The 13,493-nt window shown below is 65.5% G+C and carries 12 protein-coding genes; 5 read left to right on the top strand and 7 right to left on the bottom strand.

All coding sequences use genetic code 11. The annotated features are described in order from the left end of the window. The first annotated feature begins 34 nt into the window (after nt 1-34). From pxpB to AB3X95_RS31925, 5 genes are all read left to right on the top strand, one after another. Complete coding sequence (gene pxpB / locus AB3X95_RS31945) at nt 35-688, top strand: 5-oxoprolinase subunit PxpB (protein ID WP_368623380.1); 654 nt, start codon at nt 35-37, stop codon at nt 686-688. After that, the gene (locus tag AB3X95_RS31940; protein ID WP_176110045.1) at nt 685-1,737 is read left to right on the top strand and encodes a biotin-dependent carboxyltransferase family protein; all 1,053 of its coding nucleotides are present in this window, start codon (nt 685-687) and stop codon (nt 1,735-1,737) included. Before pxpB ends, AB3X95_RS31940 begins: the two co-directional genes overlap by 4 nt. A gap of 20 nt (nt 1,738-1,757) precedes the next feature. Continuing rightward, nucleotides 1,758-2,510, top strand: coding sequence for a 5-oxoprolinase subunit PxpA (gene pxpA, locus AB3X95_RS31935; RefSeq protein WP_152852541.1), 753 nt, complete (start codon nt 1,758-1,760; stop codon nt 2,508-2,510). A gap of 204 nt (nt 2,511-2,714) precedes the next feature. Then, a complete protein-coding gene (locus AB3X95_RS31930) occupies nt 2,715-3,488 on the top strand; it encodes a DUF969 domain-containing protein (RefSeq protein ID WP_176110043.1) in 774 nt (257 codons plus the stop codon). Beyond that, nucleotides 3,485-4,441 (top strand): DUF979 domain-containing protein, encoded by a 957-nt coding sequence (locus tag AB3X95_RS31925; protein WP_368623379.1) that lies wholly within the window; start codon nt 3,485-3,487, stop codon nt 4,439-4,441. Before AB3X95_RS31930 ends, AB3X95_RS31925 begins: the two co-directional genes overlap by 4 nt. A gap of 65 nt (nt 4,442-4,506) precedes the next feature. On the opposite strand, the gene AB3X95_RS31920 is transcribed toward AB3X95_RS31925, so the two are convergent. The 7 genes from AB3X95_RS31920 to AB3X95_RS31890 form a co-directional block, all read right to left on the bottom strand. Next, nucleotides 4,507-5,766 carry a TraB/GumN family protein gene (locus AB3X95_RS31920; protein WP_176124547.1) on the bottom strand — a complete coding sequence of 420 codons (1,260 nt, stop codon included), beginning with the start codon at nt 5,764-5,766 and terminating at the stop codon, nt 4,507-4,509. Further along, a complete protein-coding gene (locus AB3X95_RS31915) occupies nt 5,759-6,778 on the bottom strand; it encodes a peptide ABC transporter ATP-binding protein (RefSeq protein WP_176367734.1) in 1,020 nt (339 codons plus the stop codon). The genes AB3X95_RS31920 and AB3X95_RS31915 overlap by 8 nt, the downstream gene beginning before the upstream one ends. Beyond that, a complete protein-coding gene (locus tag AB3X95_RS31910; RefSeq protein ID WP_368599188.1) occupies nt 6,775-7,779 on the bottom strand; it encodes an ABC transporter ATP-binding protein in 1,005 nt (334 codons plus the stop codon). Before AB3X95_RS31910 ends, AB3X95_RS31915 begins: the two co-directional genes overlap by 4 nt. A gap of 2 nt (nt 7,780-7,781) precedes the next feature. Beyond that, nucleotides 7,782-8,699: an ABC transporter permease subunit gene (locus AB3X95_RS31905; RefSeq protein ID WP_176367735.1), complete on the bottom strand. Its 918-nt coding sequence runs from the start codon at nt 8,697-8,699 to the stop codon at nt 7,782-7,784. An 8-nt stretch (nt 8,700-8,707) separates the two neighbouring features. After that, nucleotides 8,708-9,718: an ABC transporter permease subunit gene (locus AB3X95_RS31900; RefSeq protein ID WP_176367736.1), complete on the bottom strand. Its 1,011-nt coding sequence runs from the start codon at nt 9,716-9,718 to the stop codon at nt 8,708-8,710. Nucleotides 9,719-9,858: 140 nt separating this feature from the next. Further along, the gene (locus AB3X95_RS31895; protein WP_368623378.1) at nt 9,859-11,490 is read right to left on the bottom strand and encodes an ABC transporter substrate-binding protein; all 1,632 of its coding nucleotides are present in this window, start codon (nt 11,488-11,490) and stop codon (nt 9,859-9,861) included. A 203-nt stretch (nt 11,491-11,693) separates the two neighbouring features. Then, nucleotides 11,694-13,337, bottom strand: coding sequence for an ABC transporter substrate-binding protein (locus AB3X95_RS31890; RefSeq protein ID WP_368623397.1), 1,644 nt, complete (start codon nt 13,335-13,337; stop codon nt 11,694-11,696). Between the last annotated feature and the right edge of the window lie 156 nt (nt 13,338-13,493).

Here is a 13,493-nt window from a genome sequence, read left to right as displayed (position 1 = left end):
CCTCATTTTCAGACTCGATCCGGGCCGCCCAGCCATGAGCCAACCACGAATCTTTCCCCTCGGCGATGCCGCGCTCGTCTGCGAAGCGCCCCCGCCCGCCACGCTGGAGTGCCAGCAGCGCGTGTGGGCCGCCGCTGAAGCCGCGCGCGACTGGCCGCAGGTGCTCGAAGTCGTGCCCGGCATGAACAATCTGACACTTGTGTTCGACCCGCTCGCGACCGACGCCGACGCGCTCGGCGAGCAGTTGCTGACGGCCTGGAACGCAGCGGCCAAAGTCGCCGCGCCGGGACGCGACGTCGAAATTCCGGTGCAGTACGGCGGCGCATTCGGCCCCGATCTGCAGGCGGTCGCCGAACATACGGGCTTGAGCGCGAGCGAGGTCGTCGAGCGTCATGCGGGCGGCGCCTACGTGGTGTTCTTTCTCGGCTTTCAGCCCGGCTTCGCCTATATGGGTGGGCTCGACGCGGCGCTGCACACGCCGCGCCGCGCGTCGCCACGGCTCGAAGTGCCGGCGGGCTCGGTCGGCATCGGCGGCGAGCAGACCGGCATCTATCCGGCGGTGTCGCCGGGCGGCTGGCAGCTGATCGGCCGCACCGAGGTGCCGCTGTTCGACCCGGCGCGCCGCCCGCCCACCCTGCTGCAGCCCGGCGACCGGGTGCGCTTCACGATCGCGGGGATGCACGCATGATCGACGTGATCCGCGCGGGTCTCCAGACCACGATCCAGGACCTCGGCCGCCACGGCTACCGGCATCTCGGTGTCGCGATGAGTGGTGCGCTCGACCGGTTGTCGCTCGAAGTCGGCAACCGGCTGGTCGGCAATCGCCCGGATGCGGCCGGCCTCGAAATCACCTTCGGTCCGACCGTGCTGCGCTTTCTGCGCGCAACGCGCGTCGCCATCGCCGGCCCCGACTTCGGCTCGACGCTGGACGGCAAGCCGGTCTTTTCATGGTGGAGCCTGCCCGTGCAGGCCGGCCAGGAACTCGTGCTGAACGCGGCGAAGCGCGGCATGCGCGGTTATGTGTGCGTGGCGGGCGGCATCGACGTACTGCCGATGCTCGGCTCGCGCAGCACCGATCTCGCCGGTCGTTTCGGCGGACTCGGCGGCCGCGCGCTCAACGATGGCGACCGTCTGCCGGTCGGCGCGCCGCCGCAGCGCGGCCAACTCGGCTTCGCGCCGGAGGCGCCCGCGTTCGGCGTGAAGGCGCCCACATGGTGCAAGTTCGTGCTGGTCCCCGAGCCGCTGCGGCGCGGCCGACATCCGTCGGGCGTGCCGTGGGCGGTTCCGATCCGCGTGCTGCGCGGCCCCGAATACGACAGCTTCACCACGGATGCGCAGCAGTCGTTCTGGTCCGACGAGTGGCTCGTCACGCCGAACAGCAACCGCATGGGCTACCGCCTCGCGGGCACGGAACTGAAACGCACGCACAAGACCGATCTGCTGTCGCACGCGGTGCTGCCCGGCACGATCCAGGTGCCGCCGAACGGTCAGCCGATCGTGCTGATGAGCGATGCGCAGACCACCGGCGGCTATCCGAAGATCGGCGCGGTGATCCAGGCCGATCTGTGGAAGCTCGCGCAGGTGCGCCTGAACGCGGCGGTCCGTTTCATCCCGACGACGCCCTACGAGGCGCGCCAGGCTTTGCTGGAAGAACGCACGTATCTGCGGCAGATCGATGCCGCGATCGCGATGCATGAAGAGCGTTGCACGCGCCAGGCGGCGCTCGCGGCGCTGTAACGGTGAGAAGGGGAGTCCCCATGGAAATCGACCTGAACGCCGATCTCGGCGAAGGCTGCGGCTCCGACGAGGCGCTGCTCGACCTCGTGAGCTCGGCCAACATCGCATGCGGCTGGCATGCGGGCGGACCCAACGCGATGCGCGACTGCGTGCGCTGGGCCGTGCAGAAAGGCGTGTCGATCGGCGCGCATCCGAGCTTCAACGATCCGGAGAATTTCGGCCGGAAGGAAATGGATCTGCCGGCGGGCGAGATCTACGCGGGCGTGCTGTATCAGCTCGGTGCGCTGTCGGCGATCGCGCAGGCCGAGGGCGGACGCATCGCGCATGTGAAGCCGCACGGCGCGCTGTACAACCAGGCCGCGCGCGACGCGAAGATCGCCGACGCGATCGTCTCCGCGGTGCACGACTTCGATCCGTCGGTGGCGGTGTTCGCGCTCGCCAACAGCGGGCTCGTCAGCGCCGCGCGCAACGCGGGCCTGACCGCGATCGAGGAAGTGTTCGCCGACCGCGGCTATCGCGCCGACGGCTCGCTGGTGCCGCGCAAGGAGCCGGGCGCGCTGCTCGACGACGAGGACGAAGTGCTCGCGCGCACGCTTACGATGATCCGCGAGCAACGCGTGAAGGCCGTCGACGGACAGTGGGTGCCGTTGAAGGCGCAAACCATCTGCCTGCACGGCGACGGCCCGCACGCGCTCGCGTTCGCGCGACGCATTCGCGCCGCGCTCGCCGACGCCGGCATCGAGGTGCACCCGGCGGGCGCCGCGCGCGTCTGAGCGTTCGCATCGCCACCGTGCACGCCTCGCGCGGTGATGCCCGCTGCAAACCCGCCGATGCCGACGCACACGCATCCGCGGGGCAGGTAAAGAGAGTTCGACGCGGCCGCAGAGCCGCGGCAGCACGCCGGCGCATGGGGCCGCATGCACCGGTTCACGTCAGCCGCCACCCGCGGCGAAGTTGTAACCTCTTTGGAGACCCTGATGCAGACAACTGTCAGTCTTTGGCCGCTCATCGGCGTGGCGGTCATCATCGTTGGCTTTCTGTTGCGCTTCAATCCGATGCTGATCGTGGCCGTCGCCGCGATCGTCACCGGTTTCGCCGCGCATTTCCCGCCGGAAAAAATCCTCGCGCTGATCGGCACCGGCTTCATCAAGACGCGCAACATCCCGCTGATCATCCTGCTGCCGCTCGCGGTGATCGGCCTGCTCGAACGACATGGCCTGCGCGAGCGTGCGCAGGCATGGATCAGCGGCATCAAGGCGGCGACCGCCGGGCGTCTGTTGATCGTCTATCTGGCCGTGCGCGAGCTGACCGCCGCGGTCGGCCTGACCGGGCTCGGCGGCCATCCGCAGATGGTGCGTCCGCTGATCGCGCCGATGGCCGAGGGCGCGACCGAGAACCGCTTCGGCAAGATCAGCGACGCGGTGCGCTTCCGGCTGCGCGCGTTCTCGGCCGCAACCGACAACGTCGGCCTCTTTTTCGGTGAGGACATCTTCGTCGCGTTCGGAGCGATCGTGCTGATGACGACCTTCCTGAAGGAAGCGGGCATCGTCGTGGAGCCGATTCACGTTGCGGTGTGGGGCATTCCGACCGCGATCAGCGCGTTCATCGTGCACGGCTTCCGGCTCTGGCTGCTCGACCGGTGGCTCGAGCGTGAATTGCGCGGCAAGGTGTCGGGCGGTACTTCTAGCGCGAAAGCGACTGCCGCATCGAAACCGTCGTCGGCCACACGTGCTACCGGAGACGAAGCATGACCTTCACGATCACTTATCTGTTCTGGTTGCTCGGCATCGTGCTGCTGATCGTCGGCGGCATGATCGTTGCGGACCGCCAGCATCCGCGCCGCTTCACCGCGGGCGGCTTCTGGATTCTTTACGCGCTGATCTTCCTGATCGGCGACCGGCTGCCGCCGGCCGTGGTCGGCGTCGCGGTGATCGCGATGGCGCTGATCGCGGGCTTCGGCGGCGTCACCGCGGGCAAGCCGAAGACGCTGTCGCTCGAAGCGCGTCAAGCGAGCGCCGCGCGTCTGCGCAACAAGCTGTTCGTGCCCGCGCTGACGATTCCGGTCATCACCGTGATCATCACGCTAGCGGCAAGCCATCTCGTGTTCGGCGGCGTGCCGCTGATCGAGAAGGCCAACGTCACGCTGATCGGCTTCGGCATCGGCTGCGTGATTGCGCTCGCGATCGCCTGCATGATCACGCGCGACACGGTCGGTCAGTCGATGAAGGAGGCGCGCCGCCTCGTCGATGCGCTGTCGTGGGCCGCGGTGCTGCCGCAGATGCTCGGCATGCTCGGCCTCGTGTTCTCGGACGCGGGCGTCGGCAAGGCGGTCGCGCACGTGACCACGTCGTATATCAGCCTCGACTACCGCTTCGTCGCGGTGGCCGTGTACTGCATCGGCATGGCGTTGTTCACGATGGTGATGGGCAACGGCTTCGCGGCGTTTCCGGTGATGACGGGCGGCGTCGGGGTGCCGATCCTCGTCGGCGTATTCCACGGCAACCCGGCCGTGATGGCCGCGATCGGCATGTTCTCCGGCTACTGCGGCACGCTGATGACGCCGATGGCCGCAAACTTCAACATGGTGCCGGTCGCGCTGCTCGAATTACCCGACAAGAATGCAGTGATCAAGGCGCAGATTCCGACGGCGTTGACGCTGCTGGTGATCAATATTTTTCTGTTGAACTTTTTGATGTTTCTGTAGCGCTGCTGACAAGCGCGTTGCTCAGACAAGCGGCGCGTGAAAAGACGTGAGCGGTCTTGCGCCGCTCACCCCGCCTCCACCACGAAGCCGTGCTGCCGCAACAGCTGCAGCACGCCCTTCGGTCCACCCAGATGGAGCGCGCCGATCGCGACGAACAGCGGCTTGTTCGGCGCGGCGAGCTGCAGCATCTTCGCGACGAAGCGGCGATTGCGCTCGTAGACGATCCGGTTGTCGATCGAATCGGAGATGCGGGGATCGCGCGCGAGCTTCTCAGATTTGGCGGCCTGCCACGCGGCGATCGCGTCGGCATCGCCGACCTGCCATAGCCGATGCAGCGTGCGCACGTCCTGGACGTTCTGCGCCGGCGTCTGCACCAGGTCCTGTGCGAGCATCTCACGCTGCTGCGCGGCCGACAGTCCGGTGAACGAACGCATCTGCTGTGCGAGCGTTTCGAGTCCGACGATCTTGCCGCGCGTCTTCAGATACACGTTCTGCAATTGCGCTTCGGTACCGTACTCAGTTTGCAGACCCGCTGACAGCGAGTCGTAGGTCTCGACCACCAGCGACGCAAGCCACGGCCGCATCTTCTTGATCGCATCGAGCGCGGCCGGGTTGCCGCGCAGCCGCAGCGCGAGCTTGTGCCACAACGGCTCGGGCAGCAGGCCCGGCAGGCAGTCGTGCTTGCACACGCCGTACTTGGAGACGTCGTCCTGCGACACCAGCAGTTCGTCGGGCGACAGTTCGAGCGCGAGTGTCGGCGACGCGGCGAGCGCCGCGAGGATCGGCGCGCGGAACGGCTGCGCCGCCGGATAGTCGGCCGGATCGCCGACGTGCAGCGTGCCGAGCACATAGATCGTGATATTGCCGCGTGTCGCGACATAGAACGGCATGCGCGCCGGTTGCTGACGCACCGGTCCGCTCGCGGTGGTGCCGGGGACCGGGGGCGGAGCAATCGACGGCGGTGGCGTGGTTGGCACATTAACCGCCGGTCGGGCCGCCTGCGCCGCCGGGGCTGGCGTATTGGCCGCCGCGCCGGCCGCGTCAGCGATGCCGGGCACGGCCGCGCCGACCGACAGCGCGCAGCCTACGCGCAATAAAGCGGACAGCGAAGCGTGAACAACTACGGAACAAAAGGCGCGCGCGAGCGCATCGACAAACGCGCACAAGAACGTGCGAAAAAACTCTCTGACGAAGCTTCCAGCAAATGCGCCGCAGGGCGCGGCGCCTCCCGACGCACGCGCCCCGCGGCGCCGCACGAAGGCGGCTATCCCGCCGCCCTCACACAAGCGGCGCGCAAGACGACGCGCCGCCACCCCATCAGGCATCCACGTCCCCCACCTCTTCGGCGCGGTGACACGAGACGAGGCGCCCATCCACTTCACGCAGCTTCGGCACCTCGCTGCGGCAACGATCGATCACGTACGGGCAGCGCTGATGGAACGTGCAGCCCGACGGCGGATTCAGCGGCGACGGCATTTCGCCTTGCAGCTTGATCTTGATCGTGCGGTCCGCCTCGAAGATCGACGGGGTCGCCGACATCAGCGCGCGCGTGTACGGATGGCGCGGGTGCGAGAAGATGCGCTTCTTGTCGCCGAGCTCGGCGACGCCGCCGAAGTACATGACCATCACGTCGTCGGCGATATGCTCCACCACCGACAGGTTGTGCGAGATGAACACGTAGCTCGTCTTGAACTCATCCTGCAGGTCCATGAACAGGTTCAGGATCTGCGCCTGGATCGACACGTCGAGCGCGGACACAGGTTCGTCGGCGACCACGATCTGCGGATCGAGGATCATCGCGCGCGCGATCGCGACCCGCTGACGCTGGCCGCCGGAGAACATGTGCGGATAGCGCTTCGCGTGCTCGGGCCGCAGGCCGACCGTGCGCATCATCTGCGCGATGCGCTCGGCGCGCTCGGTCGCGCTCATCTGCGTGTTGATCGCGAGCGGTTCGCCGAGCGTTTGCTCGACGGTCTTGCGCGGATTGAGCGACGCAAACGGGTTCTGGAACACCATCTGCACGCGCCGCCTGAGCGCGGCGATCTTCTCGTGATTCGCGCCGGCCACGTCCTCGCCATCGATCAGCAGGCGGCCCGCGCTCGGCGTTTCGATCATCGTCAGCTGACGTGCGAGCGTCGACTTGCCGCAGCCGGACTCGCCGACCACCGCCAGCGTCTTGCCGCGTTCGAGCGCGAACGACACGCCGTTCAGCGCCTTCACCGTGCCGTGCGCGAACATGCCGCGCTTGACCGTGTAGTAGCGCGCGAGCTGGTCGGCGACGAGCACGTGATCGCCAGGACGATCCGACTGGCGACGGGTTTCGGGTACTGCGCTCATCGGGCGCCTCCTTGCGTGTGAACGTTGGCGTCCTTCTCGAGGTTCAGCGGCTTGATGCAGCGCACGCGCGTGAATTCCGCATGGGCGGGCAGCGCGGCGAGCGCGGGGCGCGCCTTCATGCAGTCGTCGACCACGTACTTGCAGCGCGGCGCGAACAGGCAGCCCTTGGGCCGGTCGTCGCGGCCCGGCACCATGCCCGGCAGCGCCGCGAGCCGCACCGCGCCCACGTTGTGCTCGGGAATCGCGGCCAGCAGCGCTTCCGTGTACGGATGATGAGGCGCGGCAAAGATGTCGGGCACCTTGTTCGTCTCGATCACCTCGCCCGCGTACATCACGGCGACGCGCTGCGCGACCTCGGACACCACCGCCAGATCGTGAGAAATCAGCACGAGCGCCATGCCGCGTTCCTTCTGCAGGCGCATCAGCAGTTCCATGATCTGCGCCTGGATCGTCACGTCGAGCGCGGTGGTCGGCTCGTCGGCGATCAGCAGCTTCGGGTTGCAGGCGATCGCCATCGCGATCATCACGCGCTGGTTCATGCCGCCCGACATCTGATGCGGAAACGCGCCGATGCGGTTCTTCGCATCCGGAATGCCGACCTGGTCGAGCAGTTCGAGTGCGCGTTTGTCGAGCGCGCTGCCGCGCAAGCCTTCGTGCAGCTTCAGCACTTCCTTGATCTGATAGCCGACCGTGTAGCTCGGGTTCAGGCTCGTCAGCGCGTCCTGGAACACCATCGCGATGTCCTTGCCGATGATCTTGCGGCGTTCCTTCGCGGAGGCGTTCAGCAGGTTCTTGCCGTCGAACGTGATTTCGTCGGCGGTGACCTTGCCGGGCGCGTCGATCAGGCCCATCAGCGCCATCATCGTCACGCTCTTGCCCGACCCCGATTCGCCGACCACGCCGAGCACTTCGCCCGGTGCGACGTCCAGATTGATGCGATCGACCGCGGGCAGGCCGCCGAAGTTGACCGCGAGATTGCGGATGGTCAGTAGATTGCTCATGTTCAGGCCATCCGTTTCAGTTTGGGGTCGAGCGCGTCGCGCAGCCCGTCGCCGAGCAGGTTGATCGCAAGCACCGAGATCAGGATGGACAGGCCAGGCATCGTGACGATCCACCATGCGCTGTCGATGTAATCGCGCGCCGACGCGAGCATCGCGCCCCACTCCGCCGACGGCGGCTGCACGCCGAGGCCGAGGAAGCCGAGCGCGGCGGCATCCAGAATCGCCGACGAAAAGCCCAGCGTTGCCTGCACGATCAGCGGCGCGGTGCAGTTCGGCAGGACCTGCGAGAACATCAGCCGCAAGGTGCCCGCACCCGCCACGCGCGAAGCGGTCACATACTCCTTCTGTAACTCGCCCTGCGCGGACGCGCGCGTCAGACGCACATAGCCCGGCAGCGCGACGATTGCGATCGCGAGCATCGTGTTGACGAGACCCGGACCGATGATCGCGACCACTGCAACCGCGAGCAACAGCGACGGCAGCGCGAGCAGCACGTCCATGATGCGCATGATCGGCGTGTCGGCCCATTTCTCGAAGAACGCGGCGATGAGCCCGAGCACGATGCCCGGAATCAGCGCGAGCACCACCGACACGAAGCCGATCCAGAACGACAGCCGCGCGCCGTACATCAGACGCGAGAGGATGTCGCGGCCCGCTTCGTCGGTGCCGAGAATGAACTTCCAGTTGCCGCCGTCGAGCCACGCGGGCGGAATCTTGACGGAGTCACGATACTGCTCGATCGGGCTGTGCGGCGCGATCAGCGGCGCGAAGATCGCGATGAAGATCAGCACCAGCACGATGATGCCCGCGCCGACCGCGCCTCGGTTGCGCGAGAAGTTCGCCCAGAATTCGCGTGCCGCGATGGCGCGGCCGCTCGGTGGGGTGACCGCCTGGGGGACGGTGTTTTGAATGTCAGCCATGGTCGTGATTACCTCGTATGGCGAATGCGCGGGTTGAGCACGCCGTACAGCAGATCGACGACGAGGTTCACGACGATCACCAGCGTCGCGATCAGCAGGATACCGCCCTGCACGACCGGATAATCGCGCCGGCCGATCGCATCGATCAGCCATTTGCCGATGCCCGGCCATGAAAACAGCGTTTCGGTCAGCACCGCGCCCGCAAGCAGCGTGCCGACCTGCAAACCAATCACGGTGACGACCGGAATCAGCGCATTGCGCAGCGCATGCACGACGATCACGCGTCCCGGCGACAGCCCCTTCGCGCGCGCGGTGCGGATGTAGTCCTCGCGCAGCACTTCGAGCATCGACGAGCGCGTCATGCGCGCGACGACCGCGAGCGGAATCGTGCCGAGCACGATCGCGGGAAGGATCAGGTGACTGAGCGCGGACGTGAACGCGCCTTCGTCGGTGGACATCAGCGAGTCGATCAGCATGAAGCCGGTCACGTGCGGGATGTCGTATTCGACCGCGATGCGGCCCGACACCGGCGTCAAGCCGAGCTTGACCGAGAACACCATGATGAGGATCAAGCCCCACCAGAAGATCGGCATCGAGTAGCCGGTCAGCGCGGTGCCCATCACGCCGTGATCGACCACCGTGCCGCGCCTCAGCGCCGCGAACACGCCCGCCGGCAGACCGACGATCAGCGCGAACAGCATCGCGCACATCGACAGTTCGACGGTGGCGGGAAAACGCGCGAGGAATTCGCCCATCACGCTGGTGTTGGTGATGATCGAAGTGCCGAGGTTGCCGTGCAAGGCGCGGACGATGTAGTGGAAGTATTGAATCGGCAGGGGCTCGTCGAGCCCGAGGCGGTGCATCGCGGCCGCATGCATGGCCGGATCGACGCCGCGCTCGCCCATCATCACTTCGATGGGGTCGCCCGGGATCAGGTGAATCAGCGCGAACGCGAGGATGGTGATGCCGATGAACGTCGGTATCACCATGCCGATGCGGCGCAAAACGAAGCGGAACATGGTTCGCTCCTATAGTACTGGTGATGAAAAAACGCAACCGGCGACGAGGGCTCGTGACCCCGGTCGCCGGACCATTTCGACCAGTTTTCTAACCGTGCGAAAGCGTACTTTACTGCGGCGTACTGTGCGAACTTTACGAATTACTTGATGCTGACGCCGTCGAAGCGTGCGTAGCCAAGCGGTTCGATGCGCATGTCGACCACTTTCTTGCTGACCGGCTGATAGACGGTCGAGTGCGCGATCGGCGAGAACGGCAGTTGCTGCGCGAAGATATGTTGCGCGTCGCCGTAGATCTTCGTGCGGCTCGGCACGTCCGAAGTCGTGCGGCCCTTCTGGATCAGATCGTCGAACGGCTTGTAGCACCACTTCGAGAAGTTGTTGCCGTTGATCGCCTCGCAGCCGAGCAGCGTGCCGAGCCAGTTGTCCGGATCGCCGTTGTCGCCGGTCCAGCCGATCAGCATCGAGTCGTGTTCGCCCGCGTGCGCGCGCTTGATGTACTCACCCCATTCGTAGGTGACGATCTTCGCCTTCACGCCGATCTTCGCCCAGTCCGCCTGGATCATTTCCGCCATCAGACGCGCGTTCGGGTTGTACGCGCGCTGCACCGGCATGGCCCACAGCGTGAGGTCGAAGCCGTTCGGGTAGCCCGCCTTCGCCAGCAGATCCTTCGCCTTGGCCGGATCGTACGAGGCGGCCGGCAAGTTCTTGACGAACGACCATTGCGTCGGCGGCATCGGGTTCGTCGCGAGCTGGCCCGCGCCCTGGTAGACCGAGTCGATGATCGCCTTCTTGTTGATCGCCATGTCGAGCGCCTGACGCACTTCGAGCTTGTCGACCGGCTTGTGCGTCACGTTGTACGCGAGGTAGCCGAGGTTGAAGCCCGGCTGCGACGGCATGTCGATGTTCGGCTCGGCCTTCAGCGGCGCGATATCGGCCGGGCGCGGATAGCTCATCACCTGGCATTCGTCGCGCTTGATCTTCTGCACGCGCACGCCGGCGTCCGGCGTGATCGAGAAGATCAGCTTCGAGATCTTCACCGCGTTCGGCTTCCAGTATTCCGGATTGCCGTCGAAGCGGATCGTCGCGTCCTTCGTGTAGCTGCGGAAGATGAACGGACCGGTGCCGACCGGGAACTGATTGATATCGGCGGCCTTGCCTGCCTTCAGCAGTTGATCCGCATATTCGGCCGACAGGATCGACGCGTATTCCATCGCCAGATTCTGGATGAACGGCGCGTTGACTTCCTTCAGCGTGAACTTGACCGTGTACGGGTCGACTTTCTCGATGCTCGTGATCAGCTTGTCGAGGCCCATGTCGGTGAAGTACGGGAACTGCACCGGATACGCCTTGCGGAACGGCTGGTTCGGGTCGAGCATGCGCTGGAACGAGAACACCACGTCGTCCGCGTTGAATTCGCGCGTCGGCTTGAAGAACGAGGTGGTCTGGAACTTCACGCCGTGACGCAGATGGAACGTGTAGGTCTTGCCATCCGGCGAGACGTCCCACTTCTCCGCGAGGCCCGGTTCGACCTTGGTGCCGCCGCGCTCGAATTCGACGAGGCGGTTATAGACGGTGAACGTGTTGGCCGTGAAGTCGACGCCCGTCGTGTATTGGGCCGGATCGAAACCCGCGGGACTGCCTTCCGAGCAGTAGACGAGGGTTTTGTTCGGAATCCCAGCGGCCTGCGCGCTCGTGGCGCCAAGCAGGGATGCCGCTGCGGCAGCGACGAGCGTAGACACACGCGCGACGCGCAACAGATTGTTTTGCTTCATGTTTCCTCCAGGTTCAGGGCCGGCTTGCGCCGGCGTAGCGGGATATTACTTGAGCTTGGGCCGGCCACCAAGCGGAGCAATATCCCTCTGTTGACGATAGGAAACACTTCGTGCAAACGTTTTGCCGCGGTACTGTCGCGGGCCGGACGGCCCGTTCGAGCCGCCCGGCGACGAAAGCGGCGCAAAAAGCGCGCCGCGTCCGCTTACTTCACCCCGACCTCCAGGAATTGCGTCGGTCCGAACGGATCGATCTTGAAGCCCGTCACGTTCTTGCTGATCGGCTGATACACGGTCGAATGCGCGATCGGCGTGAACGGCACCTGGTCCTTGAAGATTTCCTGAGCCTGGGTATAGGCCTTCAGCCGATCGGGCATCTTGGTGGTGCTGCGGCCCTGCTTGATCAGATCGTCGTAAGGCTTGTAGCACCACTTCGAGAAGTTGCTGCCGTTGACCGCGTCGCAGCCGAGCAACACGCCGAGCCAGTTGTCGGGGTCGCCGTAGTCACCCGTCCATCCGATCAGCATCGCCTGATGCTCGCCGGCGTGCGCGCGGCGGATGTACTCGCCCCACTCGTACGTGGCGATATTCACCTTGACGCCGATCTTCGCCCAGTCAGACTGCAGCATTTCGGCCATCAGGCGCGCGTTCGGGTTATACGGGCGCTGCACCGGCATCGCCCACAGCGTCAGCTCGAAGCCGTCGGGGTAGCCGGCCTCCTTCAGCAGCGCTTTCGCTTTGTCGACGTCGTACGGCGCGTCCTTCAGGCTCTTGTCGTAGCCCCATTGCGTCGGCGGCATCGGGTTGGTCGCGAGCTGGCCCGCACCCTGGTAGACCGCTTCGATGATCGCCTTCTTGTTGACCGACATGTCGAGCGCGCGGCGCACGAGCACGTTATCGAGCGGCTTTTTGCTCGTGTTGTAAGCGATATAGCCGAGGTTGAAGCCCACTTCGCTCGGCATCGCGAGCGAGCCATCGGCCTTCACGGTCGGGATGTCGGCCGGGCGCGGATACGACATCACCTGACATTCGCCGCGCTTCAGCTTTTGCAGGCGCACGGCCGGATCGACGGTGATCGCGAAGATCAGCTTGCCGACCTTCGCGACGCCCGGCTTCCAGTAGTCGGGATTGCCGTCGAAGCGGATCGTGTCGTCCTTCGTATAGCTGCGGAAGATGAACGGACCGGTGCCGACCGGGTACTGGTTGATGTCGGACGCCTTGCCCGCCTTCAGCAGCTGATCCGTGTATTCAGCCGACAGGATCGATGCGAACGGCATCGCAATCTGCTGCAGGAACGGTGCGTCGACTTCCTTCAGCGTGAAGCGCACCGTGTACGGATCGACCTTCTCGATTTTGGCGATGTTCTTCGCGAGACCGAGGTCGTTGAAGTACGGAAAATTGACCGGATACGCCTTGCGGAACGGATTCTCGGGATCGAGCATGCGCTCGAAGGTGAACACGACGTCGTCCGCGTCGAATTCGCGGGTCGGCTTGAAATACGACGTGGTCTGGAATTTGACGCCGCGGCGCAGATGGAACGTATAGGTGAGGCCGTCGGGCGACACGTCCCACTTTTCGGCGAGTCCCGGTTCGATGTCCGTGCTGCCATGCGCAAATTCGACCAGCCGGTTATAGACCGTGTACGAGCCGGCGCTGAACTCGACGCTAGTCGTGTATTGCGCGGTATCGAAGCCCGCCGGGCTGCCTTCGGAGCAGAAAATCAGCGTCTTGTCGGGCAGCGAGGCCGCCTGCGACGCGGCGGGCGCGAGGCCGCTGGTGGCGACCGCGAGCGCGGCGAGAGCCGGCAGGCAGAACTGGTGAAGCGCGAACAGTCGGTGTGCCGCAGTCATTCTTGTCACTGTCATATCGTCCTCCGCACAGCAGCCGGGGTAGCTGCTTTTCGATGATAGACAGCCCAAAAATGAGCTTCAACAGGGACTTACCACGCTATTTGGGACAAATTCGAGACTCAAGCCGGACTGGCGGGGACCGCGCGGCCGTTGCTG

Source organism: Paraburkholderia sp. BR13444 (assembly GCF_040948755.1).
In the GTDB taxonomy this organism is placed as follows: Bacteria; Pseudomonadota; Gammaproteobacteria; order Burkholderiales; family Burkholderiaceae; genus Paraburkholderia; species Paraburkholderia youngii.
The sequence above is the reverse complement of the archived record's forward strand: the minus strand, read 5'-3'. Positions and strand labels throughout refer to the sequence as shown.